This window comes from Candidatus Moraniibacteriota bacterium (assembly GCA_026396275.1).
Lineage (GTDB): Bacteria > Patescibacteriota > Minisyncoccia > Moranbacterales > JAPLXC01 > JAPLXC01.
In genome coordinates this window covers 37798-57142 of record JAPLXC010000005.1, presented here as the reverse complement: position 1 = coordinate 57142, position 19345 = coordinate 37798, and the positions used below count along the sequence as shown (strand labels likewise).

Sequence of the window (19345 nt, the reverse complement as noted above, 5' to 3'; positions counted from 1 at the left end):
TGCTTAGTATAAAATCATGCTTAATAAGCTTTTAAAATTTGATTGGATATTACTTATTTCAGTGCTTCTCCTTCTCGGCATCGGCCTTCTTTCGCTCTATAGCATTTCTGCGACTGGCCAGTCAAATGGCGGATTAAATGTTTTTGTCCGGCAGTGCGTATTTTCCGCACTGGGAGCAGCAGTAATGCTTTTTTTTGCTTTTTCCGACTATCATTATCTCAAATCATACAGCACTGCCATTTACTTTGCCATGCTATTTCTTTTGGCGGCGGTTCTTTTTTTGGGAAGCACTGTCCGCGGCACCGTGGGATGGATCGGTCTTGGGCCTTTTCATATTCAACCGGTGGAAATAGCAAAGCTCTCCCTCATCATTTTTTTGGCCAGTTTTATTTCCCAAAAGAAAATGGAACTGGGAGAAACCGGCAGATTAATCGCGTCGCTGATTCTAACCGCGGCTATGATTTTTCTGGTTCTTCGTCAGCCAGACCTGGGATCGGCTATGGTGCTGGCGGGAATCTGGCTGGGGATGATTCTCATTTCGGGAATAAGCAAAAGGACTCTCGTCATCCTGATTTTAGCGGGTGCTATTCTTGCTTCTAGCGGCTGGATTTATCTTGGTGATTACCAAAAAGCTAGGGTCATAAGCCTGGTCAGTCCCGAATCCGACCCGCGGGGAAGCGGCTATAACGTAATTCAGTCAATGGTAGCCGTTGGATCAGGAGGGCTTATTGGAAAAGGCATCGGCCATGGCTCGCAGTCACAGCTGAATTTTCTTCCGGAAAAACACACCGACTTCATTTTCGCAGTGGTGTCTGAAGAGCTGGGGCTTTTTGGCTCCTGGCTGGTTATTTTTCTGTTTCTTGTTGCTTTTTACCGGATAAAAAGAATTGCTTCCCGTGCTCCGGATAACTTTGGTTATCTCCTGGCTAGCGGAATTCTAATTATGTATTTTATCCAGGTTCTGGTGAATATAGGAATGAACATAGGAATCATACCAGTAACCGGCATTCCGCTCCCTTTTTTAAGTTACGGAGGAAGTTTTTTACTCACGGCTTTTGCCGCCTTAGGAATACTGCTCGGCATAAGCGGCCGGAGAGAATATAGTGAAGAAAAAAAAGAATAAAAAAAGTGTATTGGCTTGCGTTTTCTTCAAAGCTGATGTAAACTGGATTGGTAACTAATTTCGTTTTGCAAAATAATGACTGAAAAAATAATTTTAAAATCCAAGATTAGGGAAGTAATGGGAAAGAAAATAAAAGTCCATCGAAAAGCGGGCCTGATTCCGGCTGTTCTTTACGGAAATAAAATTACCTCCCGGCCGCTCTGGGTTAATTATTCGGATTTTGAGAAATCCTATGATCAAGCGGGTGAAAGCACTATCCTGGAGCTGGACATCGACGGAAAAAATAAAGCCAATGTCCTGATTCACGACGTTCAAATCGACCCTCTATCCGAAAAATTTTCCCATATTGATTTCTTCCAGGTCCGGATGGATCAAAAAATCGAAACCGAAATCCCGCTTGAATTTATCGGGGAATCAGAAGCGGTTAAAGCATTGGGGGGAGTTCTGGTAAAAAGTATTGATGCCATTCCCATAAACTGTCTTCCAGCTGATCTTCCAGCCAAAATAGAAGTTGATACCGGCGCTCTTAAAACCTTTGACGATGTAATAAAAATAAGTGATCTTAATATTTCTGACAAAGTAAAAATACTAGTTGATACAGAAACAGTAGTAGCCAATGTTGCTCCTCCGCGCAGTGAGGAAGAACTGGCAAAACTTGAAGAAAAAGTAGAGGAGGACGTAGCGGCCATTGAGGGAGTAGCGGAAAAAGCTCCAGTGGAGGAAGTAGCGAGCAAGGAAGAAGAAGCAGTAGCAGTAGAAAAGAAAGAGTAGGTGAAGCACTCCTCGACCTTACGGTCGGGGTTTTCAGCCCTTTCGGTTTTCGGAAGCGCGGAACCCCGCACCGAAAGCCGCCTGAAGGTCATTCATCTCACGAGTCGGCGTTCGTGGCTTTCTGGTGCGTGGGCAAATTGTTTTTCGATAAGAGAAAAAAGCAGGACGTTTGTCCTGCTTTTGACTTGGCAATAATCAGTGGTAAAATAAAAGAATGGGGAATCTGAAGGAAAAAAAGATTACACCCTTTCTTCTTGTTTGTTTGTTGTCGCTTCTCTTAATGGTGCTTTCTGGCAGGGTAGTCGTGGCCGAGGATCCAGCCAATCAAGCGGAAATAAAGGAGGATATTGAAAATATCGAGAGCAAAATTGAAAAGGAGCAAGCAGAAAGAGAAAAATTGGAGCAAGAACTCGGCCAGATTCAGCAATCCGTCAATTATACTCAAGGAGAAGTCAGAAAAACCGAATCATTTGTACAAGGGACTAGAGAAGACATTTCCCGCGCCGAAAGTGAAATAGAACTGGCTAATGAAAAAATGAATTTTCAAAGGAGAGTGCTGGCCAGCTTGGTTCGGGAAATGTACTATAGCCGGAGCAATTCGCCGGTAGTAGCGCTTTTAGACAAAAGTAATTTTTCTCAATTTCTTGGCGGCCTTGATCACATTGCCCTAATTCAGCAGAAAGTTTTTGGCCTGATTGAGGATATTAAGTCCTCCAAAGGGAAGCTTGAAGGGGAAAAAGTAAAGTTTGAAGAGCTCAAAAAAGATCACGAGCGTTTGCTGGCGCTTAAACAAGATCAGCAGCAAGCACTTCTTTCCGAAAAATATGAAACGCAGGGCGACATTCAGGAAAAAGAGGCGACCATTGCCGAACTTAACGCCAAGCTGTATAAATTGCGGAGCAATCTTTCTGGATATTTGGGAAAATCATATAATGCCAAAGACATTGAGGACGCCGCAAGGTTTGCTTCAAAAGTATCCGGTGTGAGAAAAGATTTCATTATGGGAATGCTGGTGGTAGAATCGGACCTAGGAAGATTCACCGGTGGATGTTATGCAAAAGACAGCCGGATGAGCGGAAGAAGACTGGAATTATTCAAAGACATTTGCGATGAACTGGATTATGAATGGAAAAAGAGAAAAGTTTCCTGCCCACCCAGCTCCTATTCTGGAACCGGCGGGGCGATGGGCGTGGCGCAATTTATGTCCGATACCTGGATAGGATATAAAAGCCGAATCGCTTCTGTCACCGGCCACAATCCGCCGGATCCTTGGAATCTTACTGACGGAGTGGTGGCAATGGGGCTTAAATTAGCAAAGGGCGGAGCGACCAAAAAATCAGGCGAGTGCAACGCGGCCAAATTGTATTTGTCAGGAACAACCTCGTCCAAATACAACTGGTACTGCCAGCGAGTCCTCTATTGGGCGAATAATTATGAGAGGTTATTGGATTAAATATGAATAAATTCTACATAACAACCACATTACCATATGTAAATGCCGAACCGCATATTGGTTTTGCGCTGGAAATTATTGAAGCGGATGTCTTGGCCAGATTTCATCGTCAAATAGGGGATGAAGTTTTTTTTAATACCGGCACTGACGAACATGGACTCAAAATCTTCAGAAAGGCCGAAGAATTAAAAATGGATGCTCAAAAATACTGTGATGAACAAGCTGAATCTTTCAAAAAATTGAAAGGAACTTTAAATTTGAGCTTTAATAATTTTATTCGAACAACAGACGAGCATCACGTGAAAGCGGCACAGGAATTTTGGGAAAGATGTAACAGCAACGGAGATATTTATAAAAAGAAGTATAAAATTAAATACTGTGTTGGCTGCGAATTGGAAAAAACTGAGTCAGAATTAATTGGCGGGTGCAAATGCCCGCTTCACCCGGATCAGGAAATGGAAATCATTGAGGAAGAAAATTATTTCTTTCGATTTTCAAAATATCAGAAAGATTTACTGGCTCTTTACGAAAAGAATCCTGAATTTGTTTTGCCCAGGAAGAGATTAAATGAAGTGAAAAAATTTGTTGAAAAGGGACTGGAAGATTTTAGTATATCGCGGGTCAAAAGCAAAATGCCATGGGGAGTAGAAGTGCCAGGCGATTCAGAACAAGTAATGTACGTCTGGTTTGAAGCGCTGGTAAACTACATTTCAGCTATTGGCTGGCCGGATGATATGGAAAAATTTCGAAAATGGTGGCCGGTAGTGCAATTAGCTGGAAAAGATAATTTGCGTCAGCAAGTGGCTATGTGGCAGGCAATGTTAATGTCAGCTGGAATTTCCTCTTCCAAACAGATATTTATTAACGGATTTATCGGGGTTGACGGCCAAAAAATGAGCAAATCTCTCGGAAATGTAATTTCTCCTTTTGAAATGATTGAAAAATTTGGTGTAGATGGAACGCGCTACTTACTTTTGAGTTTTGGAAATTTTGGAGAGGATATGGATGTCAGCTGGGAAAAATTTACGGAAAAATATAATGCGGAACTTGCCAATGGATTAGGAAATTTACTTTCACGTGTGATAAAAATGAGCGAAAAACTGCAATTAAACGGTAAGGAACTATTTAAGGAAATTAATAACTACACAGAAAAAGATATAGACCTAGACGAAATAAAAAAATGGTATCAATCTATTTTTTTTGAGTTTAAATTAGAACAAGTACTTTATGGTATTTGGTTGGGAACATCAGGAGGCTATTATGAGAAAGGAAAACTTGTTAGCCATTGGACGCTTAAAGGAATTAAACAAATGAACGAGTATATTGAAAAAACTAAACCATGGGAATTCAAAGAAAACAGTAAACAATTAAAAGAAAGTGTAGTAAAATTGTTTTCTCATCTAATGCTTTATTCTGATTTACTGATGCCCTTCATGCCCGAAACATCTCAAAAAATTAAGACCGCCTTGGAAACTAAAAAGACAGGACCGCTTTTTCAAAGGATAAAATGACATCATTAATGTCATCCCGAACTTGTTTCGGGATCTAATTAGATGCTGAAACAAGTTCAGCATGACAACGCCATGCTCATCGACACCCACGCTCACGTAAATTTCAAAGCATTCCGCGAAGACGCCGACGAAGTTTTAAAACGGGCACTCGATAATGATGTGCTCGTTATTAATGTTGGCTCACAATATTCAACAAGCCAGCGGGCAGTGGAAATTGCCGAAAGATATGAAAGCGGAGTTTGGGCGGCAGTGGGAATTCATCCGCTTCATCTTGAGAAAAGTAAAATTGAATATAGCGGCAGTGAAGAATGGGAAAGTGAAGAAATTATTCTCAATGGAGAAAATTTTGATTATGATAAATACAGGACCCTCACTTTAAATAGTAAGATGGTGGCAATTGGAGAAATGGGACTGGATTATCACCATTTTGAGGAAAGCGATAACGTAGAAGAATTGAAGAAGAAGCAAAAGAAAGTTTTTTTAGAGGGAATAAGATTAGCCAATGGAACTGGAAAGCCAATGATAATCCACTGCTGGGATGCCTACGACGATCTTTACGAAATTTTGGAAAATAATCCGGTGGAAAAAAGAGGAGTGATTCACAGTTTCGTCGGCGGCTACAAAACCGCCCGTCAATTCACAGAACTTAGCTATAAAATCGGCCTCAATGGAGTGATAACTTATTCAAACAGCTTTAATCGTCTGATTAAAGAAGTCGCCTTAGAAAATGTGCTGCTGGAAACCGATTGCCCTTATCTTGCTCCGGTTCCGAAAAAAGGAGAAAGAAACGAACCGGTTTATGTAAAGTACACGGCTCAAAAAATTGCGGAAGTGAAAAACTTGGATGTTAAAGAAATAGCTAAGATAACCACCCAAAATGCCCGAATACTTTTCAATTTATAAATAGTTCGAAAATTAAAGCCGCTTGTCTAGAAATCTAGAACAAGCGGCTGACAGTAGGAATTAGAAATGTCCTCCCTTCCATAATATTATCGTTGCCAAGAGCGATTCCAGCTTCTCTTTTATTTTTTCGAAAAGTGTCTGGTCTCCGTTTTTTTCCTCGTATTTCTTCACTTTTTCCTCCTTTTTTAAATAAACCTTGTACAAGTCCGATATATCATATTAGTACAGAATTGATAAAAAGTCAAGCAACGAAGCATGTTCAAAACATGTGCCGCTGATCGGAGTCGAACCGATATGAGCGTAAGCCCACACGATTTTGCCTGCCCCATACCAATTCGCTGAAAGAGAATTTGGTTTGGGGAGTCGCGCGCCCCGCACTAAATTTTGCCTAAATTGTGCCGAAGGTGGGAATCGAACCCACATGAGCATAAGCTCATACGATTTTGAGTCGTACGTGTCTACCGTTCCACCACTTCGGCAAAATTAGTGCGGGGTAAATCTGCCAGCTTGTCCCGCACCACCCCGTTTGTCGGGATTGGTGCATGGATTCCGCCACAGCGGCTTTTGATGTATACTATAGCTAATTATGGCGAAAATCATATCTCTCGTCAATCAAAAAGGCGGAGTGGGAAAAACCACCACAGCTATTAATTTAGCTACGTATCTTGCGGCGGCGGGTAAGTTTGTGCTTCTGGTTGATCTTGATCCGCAAGGAAATGCTTCATCAGGACTGGGTATTAACACTCGCGAACTCTCTAAAAGCCTATACCATGCGATGATAATGGGTCATCACCCCCGTGAAATTATCATGAAAACGGAAAGTTTCGGGCATGATGTCATGCCAGCCTCGCAGGATCTGGCAGGAGCAAATATTGAACTGGTTCACATTGAAAACCGCGAGTTTAAACTTTATGATGTTCTTCGCCAAATTCGCACCGAATACGATTATATTATTATCGACAGTCCCCCCAGCTTGGGGCTGCTCACAATCAACGGACTGGCAGCCAGCGACGAAGTAATCATACCGGTCCAGACGGAATATTACGCTTTGGAGGGCTTGAGCCAATTGCTCGAGACGATTAATTTAGTGAAGGAAAATCTCCAGCCGCAGTTGAGTGTAATGGGAGCAGTGCTCACGATGTATGATCGCCGTAATCGTCTGGCTCGCCAAGTAGTGCGCGAAGTGCGCGATCATTTCCCTGGTCATGTTTTTGACAGCGTTATTCCTCGCAGCGTGCGTCTAGCCGAAGCTCCCAGTTTCGGAAAATCTATTTTGCATTTTGACGCTTTTTCCGGAGGAGCCAGGGCCTATAAAAATCTGACGAGAGAAATATTGGAAAAGGAAAAAGAAAATAAAAAATTTACAGTGTAACAATTTAGCAATGTAACAATTTTATGCAAAATTACGGATTAGGGCGCGGCCTGGCCTCGTTGATACCTCAAAAAAATAAAGGAACGCAAGAACAAAAAAACCGAGAAACAAAAGAACAGAAAAACGGAGAAATAAAGGAGCAAGTAAACAGAAATTCAGAGGAAAGTTTCATGCAAAGTAAAGTATCAGAGATCGACATTAATTTAATTGATTCCAATCCTCACCAGCCCCGTCTTCAGATTGACGAGGAGAAACTAGTAGGGCTAGCCCAATCAATTAAACAGCACGGAATTATTCAACCATTAGTAGTGAGCCAGAACGGTTCACGATTTGAACTCATCGCCGGAGAAAGAAGATTCCAAGCCGCCAAGCAAGTGGGACTCTCAACTGTCCCGATTGTAATTCGCGAGGCAAAAGAAAAAGAGAAGCTAGAACTGGCTCTAGTAGAGAATGTCCAACGATATGATCTCAATGCTGTAGAAGAAGCCAGGGCCTACAAAAAACTCACTGATGATTTTCAGATGAGCCAGGAAGAGGTGGCGCTGCGGATAGGAAAAAGTCGCAGTTCGGTCGCCAACAAGATTCGCCTTTTAGGATTACCGGTTGAAATTCAGCGAGCGCTTGCTGGGGGGCAAATTACCGAAGGGCACGCCAAAGCCATTTTAGCGATGGACAATCCGGAAAAGCAGCGGGTCCTGTTCGAGCTTATTATAAAGCAAAATCTGACGGTGAGGCAAACAGAAAACAAGACCAGGGAAATTTCTGTCCGGCCTCATAAGCGGATTTTAAACATTGATCCTCAAATTAAAGAATTGGAAGATAAGTTGGTAGGATTTCTTGGAACGAAAGTCAAAATTGCCAAGTCCGGAGGCGGAGGAAGAATTATTATTGAATATTATTCAGAAGAAGAATTGAATAACATCTTGAACAAAATTTCTAATTCCTGATTGATCTAATTTCTAATTAATCTCCAATTCTCAAATCCCAATAAAAAATTTTGGAAATTTTTTAGGTCAATTAGAATAATTAGATCAATTAGAAATTATTACAGCTTCCCTTCTTTTCTCAAGCGTCTTCCGATATGAGATCTGGCTACTGATGTTTTGACGAAGTTGAGCCAGTCGCGGCTGGGGAGCTTGGATTCTTTGGTAGTAAGAATTTCAATCACCTGACCATTTTTGATGCAGTAATCAAGAGGAACCATTTTCCCGTCGGCCTTGGCGCCTACGGCCCTCTCTCCGATTTCGCTGTGAATAGCATAAGCAAAGTCAATGGGAGTAGCTTCCTCCGGAAGATCAATGATATCTCCCTTAGGAGTGAAGGCAAAGATGTGATTTTTAAAAAAGTCGATCTTTAGCCCCTCCATAAATTCTTCGCCGTCTCTGCCGATTTCCTTTTGCCATTCCTGAAGCTGTCCGACCCAGGCAATTTCTTCATCAGGAACTTTCTTTTTTCTGGGGAAAAAGTATTTTCTCCATCCCTTCTTTTCTTTTTCACTGTAGGTCCAGTGAGCGGCGATTCCGAATTCAGCTTCATCGTTCATTCTCTTGGTTCGTATCTGGATTTCCAAAATTTTTCCTTCCGGGCCGAAAACGGTGGTGTGGATGGACTGATAGCCATTGGGCTTGGGAAGCGATATGTAGTCTTTTATTCTTCCGATCATCGGGTGATACTTTTTGTGAACGATGCCGAGTGTTTCATAGCAATCAGCCACCTCGGAGACAATAATGCGAATAGCCGCTAAGTCGTAAACCTGGCTTATGTCCATATCGTGGCGTTGGAGCTTGAGAAACAGCCGATATAGATGCTTGGCCCTGCCGTAAATATCAATTACTTCAATCCCTTCATTTTTAAGTTCTTTTTTTAATTCTTTAATGGCCTGATTGATGTATTTTTCTATTTCTTGGTAGTATTTGGCTTCAAGATTTTTTACGTATTCGTAGTTTTCAGGATCAAGGTATTTAAAAGCCAGGTCTTCAAGTCGGCCTTTAATCTCGCCGATTCCTAACCGGTTGGCGATTGGCACAAAGATTTCCATTGTCTCCCGGGCAATCCGCTTTCGTTTTTCGGGAGGAAGATGCTCCAGCGTGCGCATATTATGAAGCCGGTCAGCCAGTTTTATAATCACGACGCGGATGTCTTCCGCCATGGCGAAAAACATCTTGCGGAGATTCTCAAGATAAAATTCCTTTTGCGATCCCCGCAAGCGCAGTTTTCCCAGTTTGGTGACGCCGTCAACAATTTTGGCGATTTCTTTTCCGAATTTTTTCTCTATTTCTTCAAGTCCCACGGCAGTGTCTTCGGGAACATCATGAAGAAGCGCTGCTGAAATAGTGCGTGAGCCCATGCCGATATCAGCCAGGGTTTTGGCGGTTTCCAAGCTGTGCTGGATGTAATCCTCGCCGGACTTTCTTTTTTGCCCGGTGTGGGCCGATGCGGCAAATTCATAGGTCTCGGTAATCATTTTCCGCCGCTCATCGGTAAGCTCTAACTTGAAGGACTTTAAAATGTCGTCTAGGACAAGCATATATTTTAGATTATACGAAAGAGGAGAAAGGAGCAAGTTTAAAGAAAGTTATAGAAATTATGCTGGGCATATCCCCGCACCAATTCCAGGGAAACCCCAAGGTAATTTAAAGCCGTAAGGCGAAGCCGCCTATTGACTTTAGTAATTGATTGCCAAAGGTCTTTATAAGAATTGGTGTGGGTAAATGAAAAAACTTCAGGATCTTTCAGGATACTGAAGTGAAAATTAATTGTAGCACTCCCGATTTCGTCAGACACTGTCGTGATGTTACTTTTCAAAATCGCACTCTTTTCTGGAACACTTTATTTTATTTTTGAAAGAATAGCCAAGAAGCGATCCGCATTGCGGGCAAGTTTCGCCAGTTGGTTTATTCCAAAGCGCGAAATCGCACTCCGGCCAGCGGTTGCAGCCGTAAAAGGTTTTTCCCCGCTTGGATTTTCGCTCAACTATTTCTCCCTTTTCGCATTTCGGGCACTTCATGCCGATCTTGTTTTCAATTTTCTTGATGCCCTTGCATTCAGGATATTTTGAGCATCCTAGAAAAGTCCCATATCTTCCGCGCTTGACTGTCATCGGGGCGCCGCACAAGTCGCAGACAACGCCAGAGTTTTCTTCGTCCACCTTTTTTTCCTCGGCTGTTTTTTCGGTGTATTTGCAATTTGGAAAATTAGCGCAGGCTATGAACTTTCCGAAACGGCCGAATTTTACAATAAGATCGCCGCCGCAATCAGGGCAAGGACGATCAAGTTTTTCTAGAACATTTTCTCTTTTCACTTCTTTGGTTTTCGCCTCCAGGTGTTTATGAAAAGGCGTATAAAATTTGCGAATGACCGGAACCCACTCATTTTTTCCCTCCGCGATTTCATCAAAGTATTCCTCAATGTTTGCCGTAAATTTAATATCCACGATTTCGGGAAAATGTTCTACCAGAAGATCATTGACCACTTTCCCGATTTCCAGAGGGCAAAGACGCTTCTCTTCGTTCTTGTCAACATACTTGCGTTCAATGATGGTAGAAATAATCGGCGCGTAGGTGGACGGCCGGCCGATTCCGTTTTCTTCCAGGACTTTAATTAATGTCGCTTCGGAATATCGCGGCGGAGGGGTGGTGGCTTTCTCCTCGAAATTAATTTTTATTAAATTTAATTTATCTCCAATTTTCATTTTCGGCAGAATGTTTTCGCCTGGTGCTTTGCTGTTATATGCCTTCAGAAACCCGTCAAATTTAAGCGTTGAACCATTGGCTCGTAAAAGATAATTGCCTTTATAACTGGCTTCAATTTCCGCTTTCACTGAATCGAAAATTGCCGGCTGCATCTGGCAGGCAATCATTTTTTTCCAAATCAAGTTATACAATTTATATTCGGCCGGATCTAGCTTGTTTTTTAAATCCTCCGGGGTCTCGCCGGGATAAGTCGGCCGGATGGCTTCATGGGCTTCCTGGGCGCCCTTGGATTTGGTTTTATAAAATCTCGGATTGGGAAGAGCATAGTTTTTTCCAAAAAGTTTTGTAATAATTTTTTTGGCCGCGAGCATTAATTCGAGAGAAAGATTCACACTATCGGTTCTCATATAAGTAATATGCCCTTGCTCGTAAAGTTTTTGCGCCACGCTCATCGTGAACTTGGCGGAAAATCCCAAATTGGCATTGGCCGCCTGCTGCAAAGTAGAAGTGGTAAAAGGCGCGGAAGGATAGCGCGAAGTTTCCTTTTCGGTGATATTTTTTACTTTGTAATTTGCTTTTTCTAAATCGGCAATAATTTCTCTGGCCCTTGCCTCGCTGTCGATGACAGTTTTTTTGGTTTTGTAGTCACCGGCGAAAAGTTTTAGCGTGACGATTTCTTCAACGTTTTTTTCTCCGATTTTTGCGAGGCCGGCTTCAAAATTATTTTTATCCCTAGAAAGTACAGCGGTTATCGCCCAATAATTTTCTTTTTCAAATTTTTCAATTTCCCTTTCTCTTTCCACGATGATTCTTAGCGCGACTGATTGCACGCGTCCGGCTGATAATCCTCTTTTCACTTTTTTCCACAAAAACGGCGAAAGTTCATAGCCGACTAAGCGATCCAAAATCCTTCGCGCCTGCTGGGCATCGACCAAATCCATGTCAATATTCCTTGGACTTTCTAAGGCCTTTAATATGGCATTCTTAGTAATCTCGTGAAATGCAATACGTTTAACGTTTGTATCTCGGCTGGCATTTAGGCCGAGTGCCTCAACCAAGTGCCATGCGATTGCTTCTCCTTCGCGGTCTTCGTCAGTGGCCAGAATCACCTCATCCGATTTTTTAGAAAGTTCTTTAAGCTCTGAAACTTTGGTCCGGGCTTTAGTAGGAATAATATAGCGGGGATTAAAATCATTTTCAATGTCAATTCCCATCTCGCTTTTGGGAAGATCGCGAACATGGCCATAAGAGGATTTTACAGTATAAATTTTTTCCAAAAATTTGGAAATAGTTCTGGCTTTAGTGGGAGATTCGACGATAATCAGTTTCATGAAACATGAAACACGTAACATGTAACAATCTAACAAATCATTTTTTAAAATTTGTTATATGTTTCATGTTATATGTTATATAACAATGTAATTCTGCCCCCCGATATTCCTTATCATTCCTTTCATTTCCATCACTGCGAGCGTCCCAGAGACGACACTTGCTTCCAGTTTAGTAAGTTTGGTGATTGTGTCAATATGAGTCGGTTCATGCGTCAAGTTTTTGATAATTTTTTCTTCTTCGGGAGTGGCCGGAATTATGTTTTTAATTTTTTCCTCGCTGGCTTTCTTTTCAATGTTTAATTCTTCTAGAATATCGGTGACGCTGGCGGCTAATTTGGCGCCGCTTTTAATCAATTTATTCGTTCCTTCCGACTGGGGAGAAAAGATAGAGCCGGGAACGGCGAAGACCTCGCGGTTGGCTTCAAGCGCTAAATTGGCCGTAATTAAACTCCCGCTGTCAAGCGCCGCTTCAATTACAATTGTCCCAAGAGACAGTCCTGCCATAATTCGATTGCGCGCCGGAAAATTGCCGGGAAGAGAGACAATGCCGGTCGGAAAATCAGAAACTAGCGCGCCGTTTTCCATAATTTCCCGGGATAATTCATAATTGGACCGCGGGCCGATATTTTTGTCTTCTAAACTGCTACCCAGCACGGCAACGGTCTTTCCTCCGCCTTCCAGCGCTCCCCTGTGGGCGAATGAATCAATGCCATAAGCCATTCCGCTCACAATGTAAATTCCGGCTCTCGCCAGCTCTCTGGCGAAATTTTCCGCCACCTGTTTTCCATACTGGGTGAATTTTCTCGAACCCACTATGGCAACCATCGGCTGTGAATTCCAATTAAAATTCATATCGGCGGACTTTACATATAATATATACGGCGGGCTGATAATTTCTTTAAGAAGCTTGGGATAATTATCATCAGTGAAGGTTGTTATTCTGATATTTTCTTTTTCTAATTTTTCCCATTCCAGGCTGGGATTTATTTTTTCTCTTTCCGTGATAATTTTTTGAGCCAATGCCTCGCCAATTTTGCTTTCCTTGAGATTTTTCAAATCCGCTTTCCAGATATTTTCGGAACTTTTAAAAAATTTCAGGAGCATTTTCATTTTCTGGGAACCGACGCCTGGGATTTTATTCAAAGCGTTTAAATGTTTTAGGTCATTTTTGTTCTCCATAATGCCTTTATCTTAGCACAAATTTGAGGGTTGACAAATGATCGGTAATTTGCTATACTGTATTGTTAGTTCCTAACAATCTGTCATTCCAAACGAAGTCGATGAATCTAATAAATAACGCCATTCGCGGTATTATTGCGAGATCCTTCACCCGCCAAAGGTGGGTTCAGGACGACTTCGTCGTTTGCTTTCCATGGTTCTGCTCGCAGTCCAAAGCGGGCGATCCTCCTTAATGTCCGCAAGTAGTTAAGCGTATCTGATCCTGAATTTTCAGGTGAGGATGCCACTGCGGGTGGAATTGTGGAAGGCAAAAGAAAGTAATCTTTAAAGGCAGATCTAGGAAACCAAGACCTGCCTTTTTTATTTTCCAAAATAGCGTTCAGAAATAATAGAGTATAAATTATACTACACTTGACGCCGGCCGCCAGATTATGTAACATAATTAATATTAATTTAACAAGCAATACTAAAATAGTGTGTCATATGACACTTTACTCCGGCCGTGAGATAGTGTAATATAGCTAGCGGGAATATAGAATTAATTTTAAAAGATGGTTATATGACAAAGAAGAAAAACTTGAAACTGGTAAGAGCTATAACCAGGAATGTTGTGAGAAATTCCCTCAATGCTTCGGCCTGGGTATTTGTTGCCTTAATCCAAATGGGAGAATTAACTATTAATGCTTTCTTATCGCCATCAATTTATGCGGATCTTCCCGCCTCATCATTTGATTGGCCAGGACCCTCTTCAAAAAAGACCAGTTTTAAAGAGAATACAATAAGACAGAGCATTCGAAGATTACAAAAACAGGGCTTCGTGGAAAAAAGGGGGAACAAGTATGTGTTAACAAAAATGGGGAAAATACTGGCCAAATATGTTTTAAATCGAAAAAAGACCCTAGATAAAAAATGGGACAATAAGTTCAGAGTAGTCATTTTTGATATTCCTGAAGATAAAAGAAAAATACGCAACTGGTTAAGGCAAGAATTATATCTTCTAAACTACAGAAAATTACAGGAGAGCGTTTTTATAAGCAAGCATTCTTTAACAGAGGACTTGATAAAAGAAATAAAAAGAAGAAAAATAGGAAATTATGTCAATTATTTGCTTGTAGAAAAAGTTTATAAAAATATTATCTAAACAGAACATAAATTCGGAAGTTATGGATTTGCATATTTAATATCTTTTGACACCTTATGTCGGCCGACAGATAGTGTAATATGACTTTTATTTTGGTTATTATAAAGTGACTAGATTATTATAAAGAGTTTCTTAGCTCTTCTAGAATTTCTTCTAAAACTTTTTCTATTTTTCCTAATTCTACATCTTCAAATTTTTGAAGCACGAAATCTTCGCTGGGGACTGTCCGGCTTTTATTTTTTTCTTCGCCCTCGATTCCAATTCTTACTCTTTTAAATTTTTGTGTGCTTAATTTATCAATAATATCCTGCACACCGTTATGTCCTGCTGCGCAGGAATCGTCGGAAATTTTGAATTTTCCAAGATCAATATCTAAATCGTCGTGAATAACAATAATGTCGGCCGGCGTCAATTTATAGAAATCTAAAATCTTTCTTGCTGCTTCGCCGGATAAATTCATGAAAGTTTGCGGTTTGACGAGCATTATTTTTTTTCCATCTATATTTCCTTCTAAAATTTCAGAATTAAATTTCTTATTTAATTCAAAAGCAGAGAAGTCCCACGCTTCCCGCAATTTATCCACTATCATAAACCCGACATTATGGCGGGTATTCGCATATTTTTTTCCGGGATTACCCAGACCGATTATTATTTTCATTTTGTTAGTATTTAGTTTGCTGATTATTTAAGAAATATTCCTGATCCTCGCTTGCTTTGTTAAACTCCTCAATACTGTCCTCCTCAAAAGCGTAGGTTTTCTCCAGGTCTTTTCCTAACAGGATAACAAAATCTGAATCTGTGCTCACGCTTATTATATCATTTCTTTCTTTGCCTAAAGTAGCCGGCAGTTTTTTGATCAATTCGTCAAGAGAAAAAAGTTTTTTTCCTGAAGTATTATCGATAATTATTGTATTGTCTCTGCTGATTGTGCTACGAGAGGTAATCAGTTTGACATCAGTAAGCTTCAGCTTTTCCCTTAACAAATTTTGAATCTTGACTGCCAGGTTTTTGTCGCTGCTTTGATTTATTATCGCGATACTTGCCTTTTCTTTCTCAATTTCCGCCCAGCGCTCGCGTATTTTCTCAACATCGAATATATTTTGCGCTAATTCCTGAATTTCGCTGAAATTTCCCACTCGTGGGATCAAGATAAACACGCGCAGGTCTCCTCTTTGCAGATGGGATACTTTCAAAAGACTGTCTTTTTTCCAGGCATCAACTACAATATTGGTGACGTTCTGGCTATCAACTTGTTTGCTTAAGTGGATAAAACTTTCAATTTTCTCCAGCGAGACATTAGTTTTTATATTTTTTTCTAAAGTGTTGAGCAGACTGTTTAATTTGAAAACATTGAGGAAGGTTTGCAGGGAGAACACTTTATTTTTAAACGCTTGAATGATCTGTTGTTGGCGGCGAGCCCGGCCAAAATCGCCTTCAGGGTCAGCATGGCGCTCCCGGGCGTATTTCAATGCTGTTGCTCCATCTATATGGTGGAGGCCTTTTTTTATTTCGAAGGTCTCGTAGCTGTAATTTGGCCCGGGATAGCGGGGATCATAAATGTCGCGCTCAACCATAATATTGATCCCTCCAATATCATCAATAATTTTTTTAAATCCCTCAAAATCCAAAGCCAGGAAATAGTGAATCGGAATTCCGGTAATCTCTTCTACGACGCTTTTGATCGGATCAACCCCTTCGCCGTGGAGGAGACCGCAATGGTAGACTTCATTAATTCTTGTCGCGCAGGATTTTCCGAGAGCAGAGACATATAAATCACGAGGAAGAGACAGAAGAGCCACTTTTTTACTGGCGGTGTTGATGCTCATAATCATTATCGTGTCGGTCAAGTTTTTGCCCGGCTGATTTTCACCGGCTGTTCCAAGCAGCAGAACGTTTATCCTGCCTTCTTCTTCCCCTTTGAGAACTTGACGCGAGGAGGGAACAACTAAAGAAGCCACCGCTTGGACATTATCAGTAAAAGAAACACCAGTGCTGTTGCTGATATTAATTCTTTTGCTAACCGCGTGGATTTTCCAGCCGAAATATATCCCCCCCAATGCGATTATTAAAAAGAGAACTGCAACAACCAGCAGTATTACATTTTTTTTACTCTTTTTGTCACTTTTGATATTGATCACATCCATCGTTTTCATAGTATCCCAGCTTGGAGGCAAATGTCAAAAGTTACGCCGGAGACCGCCCTTGCAAAGACAGAAAAAAGATGATAAGATGAGTATGTTTAGCATCTTTTTAGGGAAATAACCGTGAAAAAAGACAATCCGGGAAAAAATTACGCTGGCCACAGCCGGAAAGAATCATACTACGGAGTAGGCAGTTTTATTGTGGAAGTTGTTAAAGTTTTCCTCTGGGCGCTGGTGATTATCGTGCCGATCAGGGTCTTTCTTTTTCAGCCATTTTTTGTTCAGGGCGCTTCAATGGAAACGTCTTTTGAAGATGGTGAATATCTTATTATTAATGAGCTGGGATATAAAAAGACGGATGTCGGTTTTGATAAAATTCACTTTTTTTCAATCCGTCCCTTCAAGGAACTTAAAAGAGGAGATGTGATTGTGTTTCGCTATCCTAAAAATCACCAGCAGTATTTTATCAAACGGGTGATTGGTCTTCCTGGAGAAAAGATAGCAATAGAAAATGGAGAAGTTTTAATCTACAATGCGAGAAATCCGGGTGGCTCCATTTTGGATGAAAGTGAATATCTGGCTTCTGGCGTAAAGACCGCCGGCAGTGTTGTGCTCCAGCTGGGAGGCGATGAGTATTTTGTATTAGGAGACAACCGTTCGTCCAGCCACGACTCGCGTTCCTGGGGGCCGCTCAAAAGTGATGAAGTTATCGGGAAAGTTATTCTCCGCGCCTGGCCGCTTGAGAAAGCATCGGTTTTTTAACTCGGTCCGTAAATTCACAGTCAATTTTTAGCGATAAGTTAAGAAAAAAATATGGTGAAAGGCAAAGACAGGAGAAAAAATTCGAAAAAAACAAAGCGTCGAGCCAAAGCGCCGAGGAGACCTGTGGCGAAAAAAAGCGTCAGGAAGAAAAAGGAACTTCCGACGGAAGAAATTATTTTTCTTCAGCCGCCTAGAGGAATGCGCGACATTTTGCCGGGGGAACAGCCCTATTGGAATCAGGTGAGGAGAGTTGTTGGTCGGGCGGCACAGGAATTCGGATTTAAAAGAATTGACACGCCGGTGCTGGAATATTCCAATCTTTTTGCCCGTTCGATTGGCCGAGGAACTGATATTGTGGAAAAAGAAATGTACACCTTCGTCACTAAGGGCGGGGATAAAGTAGCGCTTCGCCCGGAATTTACGGCCGGGATAGCGCGGGCTTATATTCAGCATGGGATGAACGTGTGGCCGAAACCGGTAAAGCTTTTTTCAGTGGGCCAGGTTTACCGCTACGATCGTCCCCAGGAAGGACGTTATCGGGAACACTGGCAGGCAAATTTTGATGTCTTTGGCGAGCAGGATCCCATCCTGGACGCTCAAGTCATTCAGCTGGCCCAGCGAGTAGTTAGCAGTTTGGGAATAAAAAACATCCAGTTTCAGGTTAATAGCATCGGCTGCGGGGAATGTCGTCCGGGGTACCAAAAACTCCTGGTTTCCTATCTGGAATCAAAAAAACATAAACTGTGCCAAAACTGCAGGAAAAGATTAGAAGTCAGCCCCTTGCGCATTCTGGACTGCAAAGAGGACAAATGTGCTCAGTTGGCGGCGGCCGCGCCCCAATCAGTTGATCACTTGTGCGCGCCGTGCCGCGTGCATTTTAAGAATCTTCTGGAATATCTGGACGAGCTGGATCTCCCGTACTTTATTAATCCGCGATTGGTAAGAGGGCTAGATTATTACACGAAAACCGTCTTTGAAATTTGGTCAGAGGAAGAAGAAGGACGAAAATATTCCCTTGGGGGCGGAGGAAGATATGATGATCTCATTAAACTGCTCGGAAGCGAATCCACCCCAGCCATTGGTTTTGGCCTGGGACTGGACCGTCTGGTGCTGGAAATGAAAAGGGTGAACGCCAAACCATACCGGGAACCCAAACCCAGAATCTTTCTGGCACAACTCGGGGATCTAGCTAAAAAGAAAAGCTTGCGGCTGTTTTCCGAATTGGAGAAAAACGGCATCCTCGTAGCAGAAAGTTTTGGCAGAGGCAGTTTAAAATCGCAGTTGCGGATAGCTGATCGATTGGGAGTGGAAATTACCCTTATTATCGGCCAGAAAGAGGCCTTGGACGGAACAGTAATCGTAAAAGACATGGTAAGCGGAACTCAAGAGACAGTTACCGGCGAAAAGCTAATCACAGCAGTGAGAAAAATTCTCAAAAGTCCGGTAATTGTTTTAAAACAATAAGCGTGGTATTGCGCAGCGGATAATTCAGGAATTATGGATTGTATTTTTTGCAAAATTGTTGCCAAAGAAATATCGGCAGAGATTGTTTATGAAAATAACGATGTCTTGGCGTTCAAAGATATTCATCCTATTGCACCAGTCCATATTTTGATTATTCCCAAAAAGCATATCGCCAGCACCAATGATTTAGAGGAAAATGACAAAGAGCTCATTGGAAAATTGATAATTACCGCTCGAAACATTGCCCGGCAAACGGGAATTGCGGGAAAGGGATACAAGCTGTTGTTTCGAACGGGAAAAGACGGGGGACAGGAGGTTCCTCATGTTCATTTGCATCTCATCGGAGGAGCAAAATTGTATGAAGAAATAAGACCAGTTTAATTTATTAAAAATCCAAATTCCAAAGCTCAAATTTCAAATCAATTTCAAATGTTTAAATTTTTAAAAATTTAGATTTTGGGCTTGACTTGGAACAATTTAGATTTTGACATTTGGATTTTTA

At 41.6% G+C, this 19345-nt stretch carries 17 protein-coding genes and 1 tRNA gene; 11 read left to right on the top strand and 7 right to left on the bottom strand.

Annotated features, from left to right (window positions below):
* Positions 1–16 precede the first annotated feature (16 nt).
* The 5 genes from rodA (at position 17) to NT136_01630 (ending at position 5761) form a co-directional block, all read left to right on the top strand.
* Positions 17–1123, top strand: coding sequence for a rod shape-determining protein RodA (gene rodA / locus NT136_01650; protein ID MCX6765648.1), 1107 nt, complete (start codon positions 17–19; stop codon positions 1121–1123).
* Positions 1124–1198: 75 nt separating this feature from the next.
* Entirely contained in the window at positions 1199–1894 is a 696-nt protein-coding gene (locus tag NT136_01645; protein ID MCX6765647.1) for a 50S ribosomal protein L25, read from the top strand.
* A 214-nt stretch (positions 1895–2108) separates the two neighbouring features.
* Complete coding sequence (locus NT136_01640) at positions 2109–3347, top strand: lytic murein transglycosylase (protein ID MCX6765646.1); 1239 nt, start codon at positions 2109–2111, stop codon at positions 3345–3347.
* A 2-nt stretch (positions 3348–3349) separates the two neighbouring features.
* Positions 3350–4858, top strand: a complete 1509-nt coding sequence (gene metG, locus NT136_01635; GenBank protein MCX6765645.1) for a methionine--tRNA ligase — start codon at positions 3350–3352, stop codon at positions 4856–4858.
* A 42-nt stretch (positions 4859–4900) separates the two neighbouring features.
* Complete coding sequence (locus tag NT136_01630; protein MCX6765644.1) at positions 4901–5761, top strand: TatD family hydrolase; 861 nt, start codon at positions 4901–4903, stop codon at positions 5759–5761.
* A 396-nt stretch (positions 5762–6157) separates the two neighbouring features.
* Here the strand turns inward: NT136_01630 and NT136_01625 are convergent.
* Positions 6158–6240: transfer RNA gene (locus NT136_01625), tRNA-Leu, on the bottom strand.
* Positions 6241–6347: 107 nt separating this feature from the next.
* Here NT136_01625 and NT136_01620 point away from each other — a divergent pair.
* Complete coding sequence (locus tag NT136_01620) at positions 6348–7133, top strand: AAA family ATPase (protein ID MCX6765643.1); 786 nt, start codon at positions 6348–6350, stop codon at positions 7131–7133.
* Between the two features lie 23 nt (positions 7134–7156).
* Positions 7157–8080, top strand: coding sequence for a ParB/RepB/Spo0J family partition protein (locus tag NT136_01615; GenBank protein MCX6765642.1), 924 nt, complete (start codon positions 7157–7159; stop codon positions 8078–8080).
* A 98-nt stretch (positions 8081–8178) separates the two neighbouring features.
* Here NT136_01615 and NT136_01610 read toward each other — a convergent pair whose 3' ends face one another.
* The 4 genes from NT136_01610 to NT136_01595 all read right to left on the bottom strand — a co-directional run bounded on the left by NT136_01610 (position 8179) and on the right by NT136_01595 (position 13775).
* A complete protein-coding gene (locus tag NT136_01610; protein ID MCX6765641.1) occupies positions 8179–9660 on the bottom strand; it encodes a RelA/SpoT family protein in 1482 nt (493 codons plus the stop codon).
* 267 nt (positions 9661–9927) lie between these two features.
* On the bottom strand, positions 9928–12156 hold the full coding sequence (topA, locus tag NT136_01605; protein ID MCX6765640.1) for a type I DNA topoisomerase: 2229 nt from the start codon (positions 12154–12156) through the stop codon (positions 9928–9930).
* A gap of 75 nt (positions 12157–12231) precedes the next feature.
* Positions 12232–13335, bottom strand: coding sequence for a DNA-processing protein DprA (gene dprA / locus NT136_01600; GenBank protein MCX6765639.1), 1104 nt, complete (start codon positions 13333–13335; stop codon positions 12232–12234).
* Positions 13336–13442: 107 nt separating this feature from the next.
* Complete coding sequence (locus NT136_01595; GenBank protein ID MCX6765638.1) at positions 13443–13775, bottom strand: hypothetical protein; 333 nt, start codon at positions 13773–13775, stop codon at positions 13443–13445.
* A gap of 119 nt (positions 13776–13894) precedes the next feature.
* Between NT136_01595 and cas2 the strand changes: the two genes are divergently transcribed.
* Positions 13895–14476, top strand: a complete 582-nt coding sequence (gene cas2 / locus NT136_01590) for a CRISPR-associated endonuclease Cas2 (GenBank protein MCX6765637.1) — start codon at positions 13895–13897, stop codon at positions 14474–14476.
* A gap of 118 nt (positions 14477–14594) precedes the next feature.
* Here cas2 and pth read toward each other — a convergent pair whose 3' ends face one another.
* On the bottom strand, positions 14595–15134 hold the full coding sequence (gene pth, locus NT136_01585) for an aminoacyl-tRNA hydrolase (protein ID MCX6765636.1): 540 nt from the start codon (positions 15132–15134) through the stop codon (positions 14595–14597).
* 4 nt (positions 15135–15138) lie between these two features.
* Entirely contained in the window at positions 15139–16620 is a 1482-nt protein-coding gene (locus NT136_01580; protein MCX6765635.1) for an LCP family protein, read from the bottom strand.
* 120 nt (positions 16621–16740) lie between these two features.
* Between NT136_01580 and lepB the strand changes: the two genes are divergently transcribed.
* Genes lepB through NT136_01565 form a run of 3 tightly spaced genes read left to right on the top strand, consistent with a single transcriptional unit; the run spans position 16741 to position 19224 of the window.
* A complete protein-coding gene (gene lepB / locus NT136_01575) occupies positions 16741–17379 on the top strand; it encodes a signal peptidase I (protein ID MCX6765634.1) in 639 nt (212 codons plus the stop codon).
* 51 nt (positions 17380–17430) lie between these two features.
* On the top strand, positions 17431–18843 hold the full coding sequence (gene hisS / locus NT136_01570) for a histidine--tRNA ligase (GenBank protein MCX6765633.1): 1413 nt from the start codon (positions 17431–17433) through the stop codon (positions 18841–18843).
* 33 nt (positions 18844–18876) lie between these two features.
* The gene (locus NT136_01565) at positions 18877–19224 is read left to right on the top strand and encodes a histidine triad nucleotide-binding protein (protein ID MCX6765632.1); all 348 of its coding nucleotides are present in this window, start codon (positions 18877–18879) and stop codon (positions 19222–19224) included.
* The last annotated feature ends 121 nt before the right edge of the window (positions 19225–19345 follow it).

What these genes read in the sequence shown, in the direction of transcription:
- NT136_01630 (MCX6765644.1), top strand. Translation starts at nt 4,901, where the DNA reads ATGCTGAAACAAGTTCAGCATGACAACGCCATGCTCATCGACACCCAC.
- NT136_01645 (MCX6765647.1), top strand. Translation starts at nt 1,199, where the DNA reads ATGACTGAAAAAATAATTTTAAAATCCAAGATTAGGGAAGTAATGGGA.
- NT136_01595 (MCX6765638.1), bottom strand. Translation starts at nt 13,775, where the DNA reads ATGTTACATAATCTGGCGGCCGGCGTCAAGTGTAGTATAATTTATACT.
- cas2 (MCX6765637.1), top strand. Translation starts at nt 13,895, where the DNA reads ATGACAAAGAAGAAAAACTTGAAACTGGTAAGAGCTATAACCAGGAAT.
- pth (MCX6765636.1), bottom strand. Translation starts at nt 15,134, where the DNA reads ATGAAAATAATAATCGGTCTGGGTAATCCCGGAAAAAAATATGCGAAT.
- dprA (MCX6765639.1), bottom strand. Translation starts at nt 13,335, where the DNA reads ATGGAGAACAAAAATGACCTAAAACATTTAAACGCTTTGAATAAAATC.
- NT136_01620 (MCX6765643.1), top strand. Translation starts at nt 6,348, where the DNA reads ATGGCGAAAATCATATCTCTCGTCAATCAAAAAGGCGGAGTGGGAAAA.
- hisS (MCX6765633.1), top strand. Translation starts at nt 17,431, where the DNA reads ATGGTGAAAGGCAAAGACAGGAGAAAAAATTCGAAAAAAACAAAGCGT.
- NT136_01565 (MCX6765632.1), top strand. Translation starts at nt 18,877, where the DNA reads ATGGATTGTATTTTTTGCAAAATTGTTGCCAAAGAAATATCGGCAGAG.
- NT136_01610 (MCX6765641.1), bottom strand. Translation starts at nt 9,660, where the DNA reads ATGCTTGTCCTAGACGACATTTTAAAGTCCTTCAAGTTAGAGCTTACC.
- NT136_01640 (MCX6765646.1), top strand. Translation starts at nt 2,109, where the DNA reads ATGGGGAATCTGAAGGAAAAAAAGATTACACCCTTTCTTCTTGTTTGT.
- NT136_01580 (MCX6765635.1), bottom strand. Translation starts at nt 16,620, where the DNA reads ATGGATGTGATCAATATCAAAAGTGACAAAAAGAGTAAAAAAAATGTA.
- NT136_01615 (MCX6765642.1), top strand. Translation starts at nt 7,157, where the DNA reads ATGCAAAATTACGGATTAGGGCGCGGCCTGGCCTCGTTGATACCTCAA.
- rodA (MCX6765648.1), top strand. Translation starts at nt 17, where the DNA reads ATGCTTAATAAGCTTTTAAAATTTGATTGGATATTACTTATTTCAGTG.
- metG (MCX6765645.1), top strand. Translation starts at nt 3,350, where the DNA reads ATGAATAAATTCTACATAACAACCACATTACCATATGTAAATGCCGAA.
- topA (MCX6765640.1), bottom strand. Translation starts at nt 12,156, where the DNA reads ATGAAACTGATTATCGTCGAATCTCCCACTAAAGCCAGAACTATTTCC.